Source organism: Streptomyces sp. NPDC019396 (assembly GCF_040632375.1).
In the GTDB taxonomy this organism is placed as follows: Bacteria; Actinomycetota; Actinomycetes; order Streptomycetales; family Streptomycetaceae; genus Streptomyces.
In genome coordinates this window covers 1-17,335 of sequence record NZ_JBEYBS010000022.1, presented here as the reverse complement: position 1 = coordinate 17,335, position 17,335 = coordinate 1, and the positions used below count along the sequence as shown (strand labels likewise).

Here is a 17,335-nt window from a genome sequence, read left to right as displayed (position 1 = left end):
CCACCTGCCATCACTCCGCGGGCACTGTTCGTACGTACTGCACGCAGAACTGTCGGCCCCGAGCTCGATACGCGGGCGTGACGACCATGTGCAGCACCCCGTCCTCAGCCGAGTCGTACCAGAGCTTCTGGAGGTCAAGGTCGATCGCGCCTCCGGACGGGGCGTCGAAGTCCCAGTACGGACTGCCTCCAACCCGGGCGGCTTCGTCGACCAACTCCCTGGCGATCTCGACGAGTTCGGTGGCCAGTACCTCTGCGTGAGCTAGGTCCTTCAACGCGGCCCCGACAGCCTGGAGGTCCGGACACGCGGTGGCGAACAGGGCCCGGCACAGTTCCGCGGTTACTTCCGCGTGTCGCTGGGGGTCCCGCCTCTTGTCCTCCCCCGAGGCTACCGCGTCGGAGGCCGCCGGACTGATCCTCTGATCACGGAAGTCCTCGTAGCGCCGGGCGAGTTCGACATGGCGGTTGTCCTGCTCGGTGAATACGTCGTCCCGCTGCTCGTTCACGAAGGCGAGTGCACGGCCGATGCTCCTACCATTGCGTCGAATTTCGTCTTCGTTGTGGTTGCAACGGCTCTCCAACCGCTCTATTCGTCCAATACATCTCTCGACTTCCTCATGGCACTTCTTTACCTCATGCTCCAGTTCCTGAATGCGTCGACTCTGACGTCCGAAGAATTTTGCGAGATTTTCCAGCATGTCGATCAATTCCCCCCCTTCGTCTTGTCCGGCATGCGAGAGAAATAGCCGACTCGTGTCCACCGGGGGTTTGCTGTGATCTACCACCTCGGCTCGAACTCCACTCTTGTCTCGAGAGTCTCGCCAGTTGCCAGGATTCGCGCTGTCGCCGTTATTTCAGTGCCGCCGAATTTCATGCACAGTTCGATACAGCGATCTCCTTCCGATAGGCTCCGGAGACTGGAGGGAAGTTTGATCTCGAGTTTCCCGATCGATACCGACCCTCGCTCGTCGATGTACCGGGGTTTCCGTTCCGGGGTCCGATAGAGATTGAACAGAACGGACTTCTGCGCTTTGCGGAGGGGCGTGAAATGGTGGGTGAAAGCAGAGCCCACCTCGACCGGCTCGGATTCAAGAACAAACGTTTTGAATCGGTTGCTGCAGAATTCCTTCCCTCCGTCGTCGCGGTTCTTGGAGGTCTCCGGGTCCCCCTCCTCGAAAGGCAGGGAGACGTCGCAGCCGTAGGTATAGCGCGAACGTCGCACACGAAGGGCGGAGGGATCGTAGGCGAAGTGCACCGCACCGTAGAGAACGGCCAGTGCGGGAGCCGGCGGAATGACGAGTTTCACTCGGTCGTCCTGGAGTTCGTTCAGCCGCAGTTGGAAGTAGCGGGACTGGGCGAACCCTCCCACGGCCAGTAGCCGGACCGGTCCTGTGGCACCGGCTAGCACACAGTCGAGTTGTTTCTTCACCAGCTTCAGAATCGGGTCTATCACATGGTCGAAGAGGCTGATGAACTCTCCTCGTGACAAGACGAACTCGTAGGCGATGCCGTCCTGCTTGCTTGCCAGAGTCTCCCGCTCGGTGTCGTCAAGCGCGAGATAGAGCTGTGTCGGCAGAGCCAGGCGGGAGGGAGTCTCCTGCAGGGGATCGAAGTCGACCTTCGTCCGCTCGAAATCCTGGAGCAGATGCCAGAGCAGCCCTGGCACCCTGCTCTCGAGTTCGAGGAGGTTGGTGCACCCGTCAGCGCGGTCGGGGCTGCTCAGGCGCGGCACGAGGACCTTCTCCCGGAATGCCGTGTTCACGTACTCGGCACCCAGCCCGTCGCCCAGCGGTGGGATCAGCTCGGCCAGGCGGCCGTCCTGTTCCACCTCATAGGCGGTGATGTCGACTGTGCCCCCTCCGGCGTCAACGATGACCAGACGCGTGCCGGGCTCGTCGATACCGCCGCCGGCAAGTTTGTTCCGGGCGTACAGAGCGGCGGCCTCCGGCTCTAGGCAGAGCTGGAATCGCTGCTCGTCCGTGGGCATGCCCGCCCTTTTCGCTGCTCTCCGCATCGTCTGGCGCGCGAAATCGTCCCAGATGGCTGGCACCGTCAGGCACCAAGTGATCTCCTCTTCGGCGAAACCCCCCTTTGTCGCAATGTGATCCACGGCATCGGCATAGAGGCGGCGCAGGTACTCGACGATGAGCTCCTCGACTCCGTCGGCAGCGTAGTTCCTGTCCCTGTTGGTGCTCTCCGGCTTGAGGGACATCTTCATGTCGAGGCCGTTCACCAAGCGGTGGCCGTTCGAGCCGCGGTGAAAGTTGTACTTCTTGACCGCGGCGTGTCCCCACGCGGAGACGCGCCCGTCGCCGTCCATGAGCAGAGCAGTCAGATTCTTCGGATAGCTGTGCGGTTGGTCCTGCCACCCGTCGACCGACAGGACCTTGCGGGTGGCACTGTCGTCGTTCCCCTCGCACACGACCGCCCACCCGAAGCCACTTCCGTGCGTACCGAAGTCGATGGCCGCAGTCACCTTCGGCTGAAACGCCGTCACCGCCGTACCCCCCAACCATGCAGCTCATCGAGGCGCTTACTTGCGGCCTCTTCATGCAGTGCCTCCACCCGAACTCGGTCTTCGTGGCTTCCCAGCAGTCCGAACACACCGAGCAGTTCCCGCAGAAGCATCATTCGACCGCTCGCGTCCTCGATCGGAGACCTCGCCAACCCGTCGAGGGTGGTACGGGCCATGCGCTCTGCGATGTCTGGCAACCCGCCCTCGGTCAAGATGCGAGCCTGCCGAATCTGCGCCCAGTCCGTGTCAAGTCGGCCGGCCGTCATGAGGACGTCGTAGCTGTCAGCTGCGCTGGTCGCGAGCACGGCGCGTTCCGGTGCCTCGTCCTCGACCAGCAGGTTGTGGACCCGCGGAGGCCGCTCGTACCGGAGAAGATGAAACCAGTCGCCGAGGTTGCCAACGGTCAGTGCGAACATCCGGCCCAACTGATCACCCAGAGCGCGTACGGCCGGGGCATCACCGGTCTCGGCGAGGGGGAAGTGCGGGAAGGTCAGATGCAGCGACGAGCTGCCGGTGTCAGGCAGAAGGTTCCATGCCGCCAGGGACGGCCACACCCGCCCCCCTTCCTGCACCTGTCCGTGGATGAGGACCACCGGTAGATCGTGCAGGGCCCGCTGGACAGCACGGACATCCACGTCGAGCCGGTGCAGCGGACGGTCCACCACACCCGCCAGCGGCACAAGGTCGTCGTGCCAGGGGGCGGTCAACCAGGACTGGCGCAGCGCGACCAGGAAGCCTGGCGGCTTTTCGTGTACGCCGACTTCCTCGTGAAAAAAGGGCGCAATGAGCAGGGCGGGCCTTTTTCCCCCGCCGGTGGCATCCGCGACAAACTCGCGCACCACTTCGACCGTGTCGAAGAAGGGGCTGTTGGCCAGATTCCGTTCACGCGTGCTCAGTTCGTGGTGGACCGCCGCCTGCACAAGTGCCCGATTCCACTCCAGGCTTTCCGCAGCGCTCCGAGTGGCGGCAATGCGTTCGAGTTGCCTGTCGTGGTCACGTCGGTTCACCGTATCGTCGGCGAAGGCTGTGACAGCCGTCCGGGCTGTGTCGAACCCGAACGACACGGCAGCAGACCTGATGTCCAGCGACGACACCAGCTTGTTCAACTGCGTCAGCCTGGAATGCTCCCGTGCCCGATGCGACTCGTGCACGCTCGCCATCTGCGCCTCATGGTTCTGCGCTCGTGCGGCGTTGGCGCCGCGCCGCCCCTCGGAGGCGTACCTCAGTCCCTCAGCGGTGGCTGTGTTCGCCCACTCCAGCAACTTATTGCTCTGCTCCGTCAGTCCTGCCAGTCCTACGAGCCGTGTTGGGAGACCCATACTTTCTGACGTGGACACGCCACTCCCTCCCCAGTCGGGCCGCCGCCATCGCCATTGCGCAGACAATGACTTGAAGCCGCCCCGAACGATGAATATCACACTTAAGGGGCTGGGTGAGAGAGCTTGTTCATGATTCTCGGCGGGCCCGTTCGGATGATTGGGCACACGGAGCCGTGAAACGATTCTTCTCCGATATATTCGGGCTCAGCAGTAAACATGAGCCACATAAGTATCACTGGAGTACCCGCTTCACGCGGCACCTGAAAGGGGCGGGTGAGACTGAAGTTGCCAGTACTTCGCGTACCACTTGCCGTCGAGTTCGCCTGGGCGCATTCCCCGACGGGTCTGACGGGTGGGATCGGGACGCGGCTCCGTCATAGGATCGGTCATCCCGGCCTTCAGTGAGACAGGGTCACGACATCGGAGGACTTGAGGACACGCCCCTCTTCGTCCAATGCCTTGACCTGGAAGTACGGTCCTGGGGCATCCGTCGGGATCGCCGTCTCGAAACCGGCCCGCTTGGCGTGCCGCACGACCACCGACAGGGAGTCGGGGTCCGGTCCGGCGAGCACCCGCCATGCTCTGGTCTGCGTCGAACCGTTCCAGGAGGCGTATACGACGTACTCACCGTCGTCGGTCCTCACCGCTGCCCTCGGCGGATAGTAGGGCTTGCCGACCCACTTGTTCCGGAAGGCCCGGTACGAAATGTTCGAGCCCGGCATCTGCGCGTCGTACAGCAGGTTCTCCGAGCCGTCGCCCGCCGTGTTTCCCGCGTTGGCGTATTCCGAGTAGTACGAGCTCTGTCCCCATCCGATGAACTTGTTGCCGTTGTCCAGGGCCTGGGTGTTCCCCTGGGACGCCGAGAACAGCGGTGGCTCGTGATAGTAGGTCCGCACGGCGCTCGCGCGGCGCTCATCGAAGGCCAGGTCCAGGACCAGGCCGTGGGACTCCTGTTCCGGAGTGCCGTCCGGCTGGTTGCAGCAGCCGTCGTCGAACATGCTGATCGTGCCCTTCGGCCCGAACCGCGCGTCGTGCTGCCAGTAGAAGTCCGCGCCGGGGCCAAAGGTGAAGTCGCTGTCCTTACCGCCGAGCTGCCACTTGACCTTTCCGGTCTTCTTCGAGATGTCGTAGATCGCCCAGAAGTTGCGGAGCGAGATCAACAGCTCCCCGTTGGGCCCCTCATCGAGCGAGTTCAGGTGGTAGGCGTCCCACACTCCGCCCGACGTCGCCGCATCGGAGGCCGGCACCTCGGAGTCGGCGGGGTCCAGGTGGTCCAGCAGGTCCCAGGAGAAGACGAGCCTGCCCGTCTCCAGGTCGACCTCCTGGATCTCGCTGTCCAGGATGGCTCCGTCCTCAGGGCCCCCGTAGGGCCTGAGATCCATGGGGACCGGCTTGGTCGCGATGAACAGCGCGGTCCCCCTGCGGGTCAGCAGGAACTCGTGCTCGTCCGGATAGAAGCCGTGATGCGCGAAGACCGTCTTGAGCAGCCGATAGTGGTTGTCGTAGATGTAGTAGCACCCCCCCGGCTCGGGAGCGCCACCCGGTAGGTTCGTGTACGTGGGCGGAATGGCGATGGATCCCTGCCACCAGGTCAGCACCGGCTGCGCCTTCCCGGTCCTGGGATTGTGGTAGCTCTGGACCTTGAAGTCCGCGTTCTGGAGGTCTGGAGAGGACAGAGGGCGGAACCAGACCGGATCACCGGAGTTGTCCGAGATGAGTGCCCCGGTCTGGCCGTACACGGCGGTGCCGATGGCATAGGGGCCGACGAAGATCTTGCCGGGAGCCGTCCCCGGCTCGCGCGCGGTCACCGTCACCCGCTGCGGGTGCAGGCCCGGCTCGGAAACGAAGCTCCACACACCGCTGCCTGACGTGATCGGCGAGGGGGTGGTCGCATCGCCAGTCGGCGGAGCGGGCTCCGTCGCACACGGGCGCGGCGGGTTCGGTCGCGGGCCCGCCGCTGCAAGCGGCGGGCCCGCGAAGGCAAATGCCGCGGCGAGCGCGCAGACGCCTGCCGTGCGGCTCAGTCCTCGTCTCGCACTACGGGCCCTCGGTTGTCGCACCGTCATGTCCCGGCTCCTTACAGCCCTTACGCCTCTGTCCGAATCCTTGGGTTACTGCCCATTGGTGAAGTTAGGCTTCACCGTCGGGGCACGCCTGTTGTGGGCCCAGCGCAGTGGGCTATTTGGCCGCCGTGGTGGCGCCACACACAAAGTCGAGATCGGGCCGTTGCCCCCGCGAGCCCCTGGCCGAGGACGAGGTTCTCAGTCTTCGGTGCAGTCCTCTTCGCCGTTCGGCCCGGCCGCGTCCGGGTCGGCCCTGTTCTCGTAGAGCGGCCGCGAGGGTCACCCGACCCCGCTGGGAGCGGCGTTCGCCGAGTACGGGCGGATCAACGAGGCCATGCACCTGCTCGCCCTGGTCGACCCGTCGAAGACACCTATCGCAGGCTGATGAACCGGCGGCTGACCGTGCAGGAGTCCCGCCACCGGCTCGCCGCGCGATGCCACGGCGGCCGGGGCCAGACCCGCCAGGCGTACCGCGATGGCCAGGAGGACCAGCTCGCCACCCTCGGCCTGGTCCTCAAGGCCGTCGTCCTGTGGAACACCCACTACCTGGACACCGCCGTCGCCCAGCTGCGCACCGAGGGCCACGAGGTCAAGGACGAGGACGAAGCAAGGGCCTCCCCGCTCAAGGACCGGCACATCAGCTTCCTGGGCCGCTACCTGTTCAGCATCAAGGCCAGCGGCCCCGGCCAGGGACTGCGCCAGCTGCGCGACCCGGACGCCGCGCAGTAGGACGAGGCGGAAGAGGGGTGAGCGGCACCGTTCAGCCGCCGCAGGCGCAGCCCTGCCCTTCCTCGCCGCCCAGCTGCTCGGCGCCGCCGCTGGTCTCGGCTTGGTCGCGCTTTGCTTCGGCCGCCCGGCCACCGCGGTCGAGGACGCTGACCCCGCGCCGGGCTCCGCCCCCGCCGACACGGTCAACCCGGCCGTGGTGGAGGCCATGCGGGAATCCGGCATCGACATCTCCGCCGAAACCCCGAAGATCCTGACCGGTGCGGCGGTGCAGTCCTCGGACGTGGTGATCACCATGGGTTGCGGCGACGCCTGCCCCTACTTCCCCGGCAAGCGGTACCTGGACTGGCAGCTCGACGACCCGGCGGGGCAGGGCGTCGCGGCGGTCCGGCCGATCCGCGACGAGATCGCACTCCGCATCCGCGGCCTGCTCGCCGAACTCGGCATCGGGCCCACGGCGTGAGGGCCACCGCAACCGGCTTCCGCCCACCAGCCGATGACGGACCCGGCCGACGTCCATGAGGGCGTCCGCAGCCCGCATTCGGTGAATCCGTCCGCCCTCGGGCTACCCCGCCAGCACACGCAGGAGCCGTCCGCGCGGGCGCAGTGCAGTTCCGCGTCGAGCGCCGCAGTCCCCACGCGAACCGTCCGTGTCGGCCACCAGGGACGGTCACCTGGAGCGGTACGCCCGGCGTCGGCGCGGTCGCTGCGCACGTTGCCGCCTGCGATCCGGCCGCCCGCCGCCATAGGTGACCGCTTCCACCATCTGCGTCGTGCCGGATGGAACATTCCCGGCGCGCGGCTGGTCCGAAGGCTGCGTAGGTTGGTGTCAGGGGCGTCGTGTCCGGAATGAGGAGCCGGTGGTCCGTGAGGCCGGAGGTCGACTGCAGGGCGTTGTTCGATGCCACGCCGAGCCCTTATCTGGTGCTGGCGCCGGATCTCGTGATCGTGGATGTCAACAAGGCGTATCTGCGGGCGACCGGGCGTACCCGGGAGGACCTGCTCGGTCGCCATGTGTTCGAGGCGTTCCCGGACAACCCTGCCGACCCGGCCGCAGATGGGGTGCGCAATCTGAGGGCGTCGCTGGGCCGGGTGCTGGCTACAGGGCAGGCGGACACCATGGCGGTGCAGAAGTACGACATCCCGGTAGCCGAGCGGCCGGGCGAGTTCGAGGAGCGGTGGTGGTCCCCGGTCAATACTCCGGTCAAGGGTCCGGACGGGCGGGTGGCGTGGATCATCCACCGGGTGGAAGACGTGACCGCGTTCGTGCAGGCGCGCCAGTTCGGGGACCATGGGGAAGGTGGGCGGCTGACTGAGCGCGAGGTGGGGATGGAGGCGGAGTTGTATGCCCGGGCGCGGGAGCTGCAGCGGTTGAACGAGGAGCTGCGCGCGGCGCATGCCCGGGAGCGGGAGGTGGCCGTCACTCTTCAGGAGGCGATGCTGCACACCCCGGATCTGGCCCGGCACAGTGATATCGCGGTGCGTTACCTGCCGGCGACCGGCTCCTTGAATGTATGCGGCGACTGGTACGACACCCTCGACCTGTCCGAGGGACGGTTCACCGTTGCCGTGGGCGACGTCGTCGGACATGGCCTGGAGGCCGCAACCGTCATGGGCATGCTCCGCAGCGCTCTTTCCGCCGCCAGCCGGGCGGTTGCCGGACCTGCCCAGGCCCTGGAGGTGCTGGGCATGTATGCCCGCTCGATCGACGGGGCGCTTGCCACCACAGCGGTCACCGTGCTCGTCGACTCCCGCGCGAGGTTGCTCGTCTACTCAAGCGCCGGGCATCCGCCGCCGGTGCTGATGCACACCGACGGCGGATGCGAGCTGCTTGACCAGGCCACCGACCCGCCGCTCGGAGCCCGGTCCGAGCACGTCCCCCGGCCGCAGGCCGGCATCCCCTACCGGACAGGCGACACCCTCCTCCTCTACACCGACGGGCTGATCGAACACCGCGGGGAGGACATCGACACCGGCTTGAACCGGCTCACCAGCGCCTTGGGCGACCTCACGGGCCTTGCCCCGGAGCGGCTGGCCGATGCCCTGCTCGCGCGGCTCGGTGTCGCCGGCGGTGCCCACGATGACATCGCCCTCGTCGTCGTCCGCCTCTGACGCCATACCAGTGACGATCATTGACCGGCAGTCGGCGTCAAGGCTTCACCCACACGAGTGGCCACCATCCGAGGCTGGTGGGTTATGCGCTGGTGGTGGCTGCCTTAAGAACCAGTACCGCCTTCAGCGCGGCTTGTCATCGACCAGATCGCACTCGCGGTGCGCAGGGGCGAGGAAGCCGCTCTGCAGCCTTGCTCGGACGATTTGCCCACATGGCAGATTCCGAGCGCCTTTCGAGCTGCGAGACCGGCTCCACCAACAGCCTCACCGGGCTGCGAACGCCTAGCGAGACGGACTGCTCGCCCCGGCCCGAAGGGCAGTTACTCTCGGGCGTGCGGAACAACTGCGACCGGGCAAGTGGAGTGGTGCAGGACAGCATGGGCCGCAGAGCCGATGCGGGGGCCCACCGGGGCACGGCGTGCGCGGCGCCCCACCACGAGCAACTGGGCCTTTGCGGCAGCCGACAGCAGCACCTGTCCGGCGCTTCCGATTTCCACGTGTTCGGTCACAGGCACGGCGGGGAACTTCCTTCGCCACGGAGCGAGTGCCTGCGCCAGGGCCTTCTTCTCGAAGGGTTCCAGCCCTCCCGCCTCATCGGCGAGGCGCATCGAGCCCGGGCTGTACGCGAAGATCGGCGGCAGGCTCCACGCCCGCACGGCACGCACGCTCGTGCCTCGCTCAGCAGCCGCCTCGAATGCGAACTTGAGCACAGCGTCACAGTCCTCGGGCCCACCCTGCTGGCCCAGGACGATCTCACCGCCCTCCGGCGCTGCCGACTGCCCCCCTGGGTCCCGGACCGACACCACCGGGCACGGCGCGGCGGCGATCACCTGCTGCCCGTACGAGCCGAGAAGGAAGCCGGCCAGGGCGCCGTACCCCCGTGAGCCGAGCACCAGCATCTCGGACCGCTCAGCCTCGCTCAGCAGCGCGGTAACCGCCGTGTCCGCCACCACCTCGGCCGTCACCTTCAGGCTGGAACGGCGGCTTGCCACACGCGTCTCGGCCTCCCTCAGCAGACCGTTGGCCGACTGGGCCTGGGCCTCCCTGTCCTGCACGATCCCTACGTCAAGGGGCTGCCAGAGCCAGGCGTGCACGATGCGGAGAGGTGCACCTCGGAGCGTCGCTTCACGGGCAGCCCAATCGGCTGCGGCCAGGCTCTCGGGCGATCCGTCCACTCCGACGGTGACAGGGCGAGTCATACAACGGCCTCCTTGTGGATGGGCACTGGGGTTTCAGCAACCCCTCTCATCGATCTTCCCGAAGCCCTGACCTGTTCGACCAGGGGTGGCTACCGGCCAGACAACGGTCTCTGACCGACCACTGCCCTGCTGCGGCGGCAGCTGGGTCTCCTGCCCACCCCTGGCCACGTGAATCGGACACTCATGACCCTGCGTGTTCCCAGCCGCGGCGCGGGGAGCGGGTGCCGAGCCGGGCGTCGCGGCTGCGGTAGACGATGTAGGGGCGGGTCAGGTAGCCCACCGGCGCGGTGAGCATATGGACCAGCCGGGTGAACGGCCAGGCCGCGAAAAGCAGCAGGGCGCTGACCGCGTGCAGCTGGAACAGGACCGGGGCGCCGCTCATCAGGTCCGGATCGGGCCGGAGGTAGAAGATGGAGCGGAACCACGGGGAGATGGTCTCGCGGTAGTCGTATCCCCGGCCGACGACATTCGCGGCCACCGTGGCGGCCAGGCCGAGCACGATGGTCGCACTCAAGGAGAGGTACATGGCCTTGTCGTTGCGGGTGGTGGCAGAAAAGACCGGGCCGACGGTGCGGCGCCGGTAGATGAGGATGGCCAGCCCGCCGAGCGTGGCGACGCCGGCGATCGTGCCCAGCAGGACCGCACCAATGTGGTAGGTGTGCTCGCTGATGCCGACGGTGTCGGTCCAGCTCTTGGGGATGACCAGGCCGCCGACGTGGCCGAGGAGCACGATCAGGATGCCGAAGTGGAACAAGGGGCTGCCGATGCGCAGCAGACGGTTCTCGTAGAGCTGGGAGGAGCGAGTCGTCCAGCCGAACTTGTCATAGCGGTAGCGCCAGACGTGACCGAGGACGAACACCGCGAGGGCAACGTAGGGCAGGACGACCCACAGCAGGATGCCACCGATGCCGGCCTCGGCCGCCAGGATAAAGGGCTGCTCGGGTGCGGTCATCGGGGACCTCCTAGGACGGGGTCGGGCAGGAACACTGGCGATGCGTACCCATCGAGGCCGACCTGCTCTTCTGGCGGGCCCTGGACAGCCAGGCGCATGACGGCTTCGCCCTCGTCGCCGACGAGGTCGGGCAGGGTGGCCGAGACGGAGTCCAGCACATGCGCCCAGGGCGAGCCGTCGTCGTTCAGGGCCAGGCGCAACATCTCGAGGCCGGCGCGGTGTTCGGTGAGCAGACGATGTCCGGTTTCCGGGTCGGTGGCGGCGAACTCGAGGACGACGGCGAGGTGGTCGGGCAGTTCGTCGTCGCCCAGGCGCCATCCGGCCGCGGCGTACGTCTGCTTCAGCCGCAGAAGGCCGATGCCGCGCTTCCTGGTGTCGCCGTGCGCGTAGTACGTCAGGTACGGGCAACAGCGCTTGCGGTGGTCGAAGGTGGCGACGTAGGCGGTGGCCAAGTCGGCACTGTTGGTCTTCTCGACCTGGGCGGTGAAGCGGTGCAGGGCGCGGGCGACCGGTTCCGGCAGGGTGGCGGCGACCCTGCTGGTCAGGGCCAGGCGCTGCTCGAACTGCTCGTCGGGGTAGGCGAGCAGCAGGGACTGGACCTGCCAGGCGTAGGGATGCCAAGGCTGCATGCCGACGGTGCGCATGGTCTTCCTCTTCATGGCTTCGGCTCGACCTCCCCGCCGCTGTCTTCCCCGGTACTGCTGCTGCCGCTGGTTGGTCTGTCCGGGAACAGGCCGGGTGGGGAGCCCTTGCCGTCCCAGTTGAGGAGATTGACGCGGGTGGCCTTGCGGGTGGGGGCGGCGGGGGTGTCGGAGCTCTGCCGGTCACGCAGGGCCCGATAGTTCTCCACCGCGATTGGGGCGGCGCCGCCGGAGGTCTCACCGAAGGGGCCGGAGCCGCCCATGCCGGGGCCGCCCTCGTAGTCCAGGCTGCACTCGGTGGCCAGCTCTTCGAGTCGGTGGGCCTGCTCAGCGTGCGCGGGCGGGATGACGTACCGCTCGTCGTACTTGGCCAAGGCCAGCAACCGGTACATGTCGTACATCTGCTCCTCGCCCATGCCGACCGCCTGGGGGATGGAGGCGTCCGGTTGGCGGCCGAGGTTGATGTCGCGCATGTAAGCGCGCATCGCCGCCAGGCGGCGTAGCACGGCGTCGACGGGTGCCAAGTCGCCGGCGGTGAAGAGCTGGGCGAGGTAGTCGACGGGAATGCGCAGGGCGCCGACGGCGGCGAACAGGGTGCGGTGGTCCTCGGCGTCCTGGCCGGTGTCGCGGACGGCGTCGACGACCGGGGACAGTGGAGGGATGTACCAGACCATGGGCAGGGTGCGGTACTCCGGGTGCAGCGGCAGGGCGACCTTGTAGGTGTTGATCAGGGAGTGGATCGGGGAGCGCTGGGCGGCCTCGATCCAGTCCCGCGGAATGTCCGCCTTCTCTGCCTCGCGCACGACCTGGGGGTCGTTCGGGTCGAGGAAGACCTGCCGCTGCGCGTCGTAGAGATCGGTGTCATTCGGGGTGGATGCGGCCTTGAGGACCTTGTCCGCGTCGTAGAGGATCAGGCCGATGTAGCGCAGTCGGCCGACGCAGGTTTCGGAGCAGACGGTGGGCAGGCCGACCTCGACCCGAGGAAAGCAGAAGGTGCACTTCTCGGCCTTTCCGGTGCGGTGGTTGAAGTACACCTTCTTGTAGGGGCAGCCCGTGACGCACATGCGCCAGCCTCGGCAGCGGTCCTGATCGACCAGTACGATGCCGTCCTCTTCCCGCTTGTAGATGGCACCGGATGGACAGGAGGCCGCGCAGGACGGGTTGAGGCAGTGCTCGCAGATCCGCGGCAGGTAGAACATGAACGTCTGATCGAACTCCAGCTTGATCTTCTCGGAGACTTCGCGCAGCAGGACGTCCCTCTCGCTGGTCGCGGCCGATCCGCCGAGGTCGTCGTCCCAGTTCGCCGACCAGGCGATCTTCATGTCCTTACCGGTGATCAACGATTTGGGGCGGGCCACCGGGGTGTGCTCCTGCAGCGGCGCGTTGGTCAGGGTCTCGTAGTCGTAGGTCCAGGGCTGGTAGTAGTCGTCCAGCGTCGGCAGCTTCGGGTTGGAGAAGATCTGGATCAGCTTCTTGAAACGGCCGCCCGCCTTCAGCGCGAGCCGACCGCGTTTGTTCAGCTCCCAGCCGCCCTGCCAGGTGCACTGGTCCTCGTAGCGGCGCGGGTAGCCCTGACCGGGCCGGGTCTCGACATTGTTGAACCACACATATTCGACGCCGGTGCGGTTGGTCCACGCTTGTTTGCAGGTGACCGAGCAGGTGTGGCAGCCGATGCACTTGTCGAGGTTCATCACCATCGCCATCTGGGCCATCACACGCATGTCAGTACTCCACGTCCTGGTTCTTGCGGCGTCGGATGACGGTGACCTCGTCACGCTGGTTGCCGGTCGGGCCGAGGTAGTTGAACGCGTACGACAACTGGGCATAGCCGCCGATGAGGTGGCTGGGCTTGATCAGCAGGCGGGTCAGGGAGTTGTGGATCCCGCCGCGCCGACCGGTGGTCTCGGTGCGGGGTACGTCGATCAGCCGGTCCTGGGCATGGTGCATGTAGACGGTGCCTTCCGGCATGCGATGCGAGACGACCGCGCGGGCGGCGACGACGCCGTTGCGGTTGACGGCCTCGATCCAGTCGTTGTCCTTCACTCCGGCTTTGGCCGCGTCCTGGGTGCTCATCCAGATCGTCGGGCCGCCGCGGGACAGCGACAGCATGAACAGGTTGTCCTGGTACTCGGAGTGGATCGACCACTTGTTGTGGGGGGTGAGGTAGCGCACCGTCACACCCAGCTCGCCGGTATCGCCGACGTGGGGCTCGTCGAACAGGGCGTGCATGTTCAACGGGGGCCGGTAGACGGGGAGTTGCTCGCCGACCGCGGTCATCCAGTCGTGGTCGAGGTAGAAGTGCTGGCGTCCGGTGAGGGTGTGCCAGGGCTTGAGCCGCTCGACGTTGACGGTGAACGGGGAGTAGCGGCGCCCTCCGGTCTCCGATCCGGACCACTCAGGGGAGGTGATGACCGGCACGGGCGCGGCCTGGGTGTCGGCGAAGGTGATCTGTTTGCCCTCGTGCTCGGCTGCCAGGTCCGCGAGCTGGGTGCCGGTGCGGGCTTCGAGGGTGCGGAAGCCCTGCATGGCGAGATGGCCGTTGGTGGTGCCGGACAGAGCGAGGATCGCCTCGCAGGCGTGCACGTCGCGGGCGATCGAGGGCCGTCCGTCGGCCGCGCCGCCTCGGGCGGTGCCGTTCTTGTGCCGCAGGTAATCCAGTTCGCGGTCGACCTTGAAGGTGACGCCCTTGGTGGTGGCGCCCAGGGTGTCCAGCAAGGGGCCGAGGGCGGCCATCCTGTCAGCGACCGTACCGTAGTCACGCTCCACCGTGACGAGCTTGGGCATGGTGCGGCCCGGAAGCGGCTCGCACTCCCCCGCCTTCCAGTCGCGCACCCTGCCGCGCGGGTTGGCCATCTCGTCCGGCGTATCGTGCAGCAGCGGAGCCGCCACCACGTCCTTACGCACCCCTAGACGACCAGCTGCCTGGCGGCTGAACTCCTTGGCGAGGGTGTGGAAAGCGTCCCAGTCGGTACGGGTCTGCCACGGAGGGGAGATCGCCGGGTTGAAGGCGTGCACGAACGGGTGCATGTCCGTGCTGGACAGGTCGTGCTTCTCGTACCAGGTCGCCGCAGGCAACACCACGTCGGAGAAGACAGTCGTGCTCGTCATGCGGAAATCCAGGGTCAGCAGCAGGTCGAGCTTGCCCTCGGGGGCCTCCTCCCGCCAGACCACTTCCCGCGGCCGGGCCTCTGGCGGTGCCTCGGTGGCGCGTACGGAGGAGTCAGTGCCCAGCAGGTGCTTGAGGAAGTACTCGTTGCCCTTCGCCGAGGAGCCCAGGAGATTGGCCCGCCACACGGTCAGCACCCGCGGGAAGTTCTCCGGCGCGTCCGGGTCCTCACCCGCGAACCGCAGCCTGCCCTTCTTGAGTGCGTCCACGATGTACTCGGCGACCGGACGCCCCGCCGCCTCTGCCTCATCGGCGAGGTCCAGGGGGTTGCGATTGAAGGTCGGGTACGACGGCATCCAGCCCATCCGCGCCGACTGAGCGATCACATCCGCCGTGGACTTCCCACTGAACGGCCCCCCTGCACCGCTCGCCGCGAGGGTGTCAGCGGAGAAAGGGTCGTAACGGAACTGGTCGGAATGCAGGTACCAGTACGCGGTCTGGATCATCAGCCTCGCCGGCCGGTTCCAGTCCGCCGCGGTCGCGATCGCCGAGTAGCCGGTGATCGGACGCACCTTCTCCTGACCGACGTAGTGCGCCCAACCGCCACCGTTGACGCCCTGGCAGCCGGTCAGCGTCGTCAGAGTCAAGAACGCCCGGTAAATGGTGTCGGAGTGGAACCAGTGGTTCGTCCCCGCCCCCATGATGATCATCGACCGACCGCCGGACTCCTCCGCGTTGGTCGCGAACTCCCGAGCGATACGAGCCGCCTTGTCCGCCGCGACGCCGGTGATTGCCGCCTGCCAAGCAGGCGTGTACGGCTCCTGCGCGTCGTCATAGCCCGTGGGCCAGGAGCCGGGCAGCCCCTCGCGGGCCACCCCGTACTGGGCGAGCAGAAGGTCGTAGACCGTGGTCACCAGGCGCCCGGAAACCCGCCGCACCGGCACGCCGCGCCGCAGCCGCCCCGCGCTGCCGTCCGGGGCGTCGAAGCGGGGGAGCTCCACGGCGACCGGCGCGTCGGCACTGCCTTCGGCGGACAGCAGGGGGTCGGTGCCGGCGAGGTCCAGGTTCCATTTTCCGGAGCCCGCTTCGCCGTAGCGGTCGGCGAGCGTGCCGTTCGGCACCACCGGCGTCCCGGCGGCGGCGTCGAGTAGCACGGTCCTGAACTCCGCGTGCTCAGTCTCCGCGTACTCGCCGCCGAGGTCGGCGGCGGTCAGGAACTTGCCGGGCCGGTACGTGCCCGGCTTGCCCTCCACCTGGTCGACGGAGACCAGGAAGGGCAGGTCGGTGTATTTCTTGACGTAGTCGGTGAAGTACGGGGTGGCCCGGTGGACGAAGAACTCCTTGAGGATCACGTGCCCCATGGCCATCGCCAGGGCACCGTCGGTGCCGGGCTGGGCGGCAAGCCACTCGTCGGCGAACTTGACATTGTCTGCGTAGTCGGGCGACACGGCGACGACCTTCTGGCCGCGGTAGCGGGCCTCGGCCATCCAGTGCGCGTCCGGCGTGCGGGTCACCGGCAGGTTGGAGCCCCACATGATCAGATAGCCGGCGTCCCACCAGTCCCCGGACTCCGGTACGTCGGTCTGGTCACCGAACATCTGAGGTGAGGCCACCGGCAGGTCGGCGTACCAGTCGTAGAAGGACAGCATCGCGCCGCCCAGCAGGGAGTAGAAGCGGGCGCCGGCCGCGTGCGAGACCATCGACATCGCCGGGATCGGCGAGAAGCCGGCGAGCCGGTCCGGGCCGTACTCCTTGATGGTGTGGACGTGCGCGGCGGCGACCATCTCCACCGCCTCATCCCAGCTCGCCCGTACCAGGCCGCCCTTGCCGCGCACCTGCTTGTAGCGGCGCGCCTTCTCGGGATCGGAGACGATGTCCGCCCAGGCCGCCACCGGATCGCCCAGCCTCTGCTTGGCTTCCCGGTACATCTCAAGCAGCACGCCCCGCACATACGGGTAGCGCACCCTCGTGGGCGAGTAGGTGTACCAGGAGAACGCCGCCCCGCGGGGGCAGCCGCGAGGCTCGTACTCAGGACGGTCCGGGCCGACCGAGGGGTAGTCGGTCTGCTGCGCCTCCCAGGTGATGATGCCGTCCTTGACGTACACCTTCCACGAGCACGAACCGGTGCAGTTCACGCCGTGGGTGGAGCGCACCACCTTGTCGTGCGACCAGCGGTCCCGGTAGAAGTCGTCCGCCTGCCGGCCGCCCTCCTTGTACACCGAGCGCAGGTCGTCTGACACCTCCGCCCGGGTGAAGAACCGGCGGCTGCGCACGAGCGCCTCCGCCAGTTCGCCGTCCATGCCCGTACGTGCCCGGCTGGTTTCCGCGCCCACCGTGCCACCCCGTCCCGGGCGTACAGCCCGTTCGAGTCGTGATCAAGTCTGGCCGTACACGACCCTACGACCGCCATCCTCCGAAAGGTCAACACCGCACCACACTCACGCGAAACGCGAGCAGCGGTGGTCGTTGGCACCAGAGCAGTCCCGTGTTTCCTCTAGAGCCGTCCAAACGGGCCCGCGTGAGCGGGGTGAATCGCGGGTTCTGGCCACGCAGCGCCAAGGCCGAATTGCTGGTCGACCGGCGAACGTCGAGTGCCAGGGGGAGGCTAAGAGGTCCTAACAGAAGTTGTTGATCATGTGACTTTCGGTTCGGATGCTCGTTGGTTTCAACATGGGGAAGCGTCAGTCGCGGCCGTGGATCGTG

Annotated in this window: 11 protein-coding genes and 1 pseudogene; 3 read left to right on the top strand and 9 right to left on the bottom strand. The window is 67.2% G+C overall.

What is annotated here, in order from left to right; genetic code table 11:
• Positions 1-10 precede the first annotated feature (10 nt).
• From ABZ532_RS23730 to ABZ532_RS23715, 4 genes are all read right to left on the bottom strand, one after another.
• Positions 11-706 carry a hypothetical protein gene (locus tag ABZ532_RS23730; protein ID WP_361287144.1) on the bottom strand — a complete coding sequence of 232 codons (696 nt, stop codon included), beginning with the start codon at positions 704-706 and terminating at the stop codon, positions 11-13.
• 71 nt (positions 707-777) lie between these two features.
• Entirely contained in the window at positions 778-2,496 is a 1,719-nt protein-coding gene (locus tag ABZ532_RS23725; RefSeq protein ID WP_361287141.1) for a hypothetical protein, read from the bottom strand.
• Entirely contained in the window at positions 2,493-3,620 is a 1,128-nt protein-coding gene (locus tag ABZ532_RS23720; protein ID WP_361287138.1) for a hypothetical protein, read from the bottom strand. The genes ABZ532_RS23725 and ABZ532_RS23720 overlap by 4 nt, the downstream gene beginning before the upstream one ends.
• A 611-nt stretch (positions 3,621-4,231) precedes the next feature.
• Positions 4,232-5,689 (bottom strand): arylsulfotransferase family protein, encoded by a 1,458-nt coding sequence (locus ABZ532_RS23715; RefSeq protein WP_361287135.1) that lies wholly within the window; start codon positions 5,687-5,689, stop codon positions 4,232-4,234.
• A 484-nt stretch (positions 5,690-6,173) separates the two neighbouring features.
• On the opposite strand from ABZ532_RS23715, the pseudogene ABZ532_RS23710 reads away from it, so the two are divergent.
• From ABZ532_RS23710 to ABZ532_RS23700, 3 genes and pseudogenes are all read left to right on the top strand, one after another.
• Positions 6,174-6,625 (top strand): annotated as a pseudogene (locus tag ABZ532_RS23710) (Tn3 family transposase); the annotation flags it as partial.
• A 100-nt stretch (positions 6,626-6,725) separates the two neighbouring features.
• Complete coding sequence (locus tag ABZ532_RS23705; RefSeq protein WP_361287132.1) at positions 6,726-7,085, top strand: phosphotyrosine protein phosphatase; 360 nt, start codon at positions 6,726-6,728, stop codon at positions 7,083-7,085.
• A 404-nt stretch (positions 7,086-7,489) separates the two neighbouring features.
• A complete protein-coding gene (locus tag ABZ532_RS23700; protein ID WP_361287129.1) occupies positions 7,490-8,734 on the top strand; it encodes a SpoIIE family protein phosphatase in 1,245 nt (414 codons plus the stop codon).
• Between the two features lie 320 nt (positions 8,735-9,054).
• Here the strand turns inward: ABZ532_RS23700 and ABZ532_RS23695 are convergent, their stop codons facing one another.
• The 5 genes from ABZ532_RS23695 to ABZ532_RS23675 all read right to left on the bottom strand — a co-directional run bounded on the left by ABZ532_RS23695 (position 9,055) and on the right by ABZ532_RS23675 (position 16,932).
• Complete coding sequence (locus ABZ532_RS23695; protein WP_361287126.1) at positions 9,055-9,933, bottom strand: universal stress protein; 879 nt, start codon at positions 9,931-9,933, stop codon at positions 9,055-9,057.
• A 181-nt stretch (positions 9,934-10,114) separates the two neighbouring features.
• Complete coding sequence (gene narI, locus ABZ532_RS23690; protein ID WP_361287123.1) at positions 10,115-10,885, bottom strand: respiratory nitrate reductase subunit gamma; 771 nt, start codon at positions 10,883-10,885, stop codon at positions 10,115-10,117.
• A complete protein-coding gene (narJ, locus tag ABZ532_RS23685; protein WP_361287120.1) occupies positions 10,882-11,544 on the bottom strand; it encodes a nitrate reductase molybdenum cofactor assembly chaperone in 663 nt (220 codons plus the stop codon). Before narJ ends, narI begins: the two co-directional genes overlap by 4 nt.
• A complete protein-coding gene (gene narH, locus ABZ532_RS23680) occupies positions 11,541-13,247 on the bottom strand; it encodes a nitrate reductase subunit beta (protein WP_361287117.1) in 1,707 nt (568 codons plus the stop codon). The genes narJ and narH overlap by 4 nt, the downstream gene beginning before the upstream one ends.
• A gap of 1 nt (position 13,248) precedes the next feature.
• On the bottom strand, positions 13,249-16,932 hold the full coding sequence (locus ABZ532_RS23675) for a nitrate reductase subunit alpha (RefSeq protein ID WP_361287417.1): 3,684 nt from the start codon (positions 16,930-16,932) through the stop codon (positions 13,249-13,251).
• Positions 16,933-17,335 lie beyond the last annotated feature (403 nt).

What these genes read in the sequence shown, in the direction of transcription:
- narH (WP_361287117.1), bottom strand. Translation starts at nt 13,247, where the DNA reads ATGCGTGTGATGGCCCAGATGGCGATGGTGATGAACCTCGACAAGTGC.
- ABZ532_RS23695 (WP_361287126.1), bottom strand. Translation starts at nt 9,933, where the DNA reads ATGACTCGCCCTGTCACCGTCGGAGTGGACGGATCGCCCGAGAGCCTG.
- narJ (WP_361287120.1), bottom strand. Translation starts at nt 11,544, where the DNA reads ATGAAGAGGAAGACCATGCGCACCGTCGGCATGCAGCCTTGGCATCCC.
- ABZ532_RS23675 (WP_361287417.1), bottom strand. Translation starts at nt 16,932, where the DNA reads ATGGACGGCGAACTGGCGGAGGCGCTCGTGCGCAGCCGCCGGTTCTTC.
- narI (WP_361287123.1), bottom strand. Translation starts at nt 10,885, where the DNA reads ATGACCGCACCCGAGCAGCCCTTTATCCTGGCGGCCGAGGCCGGCATC.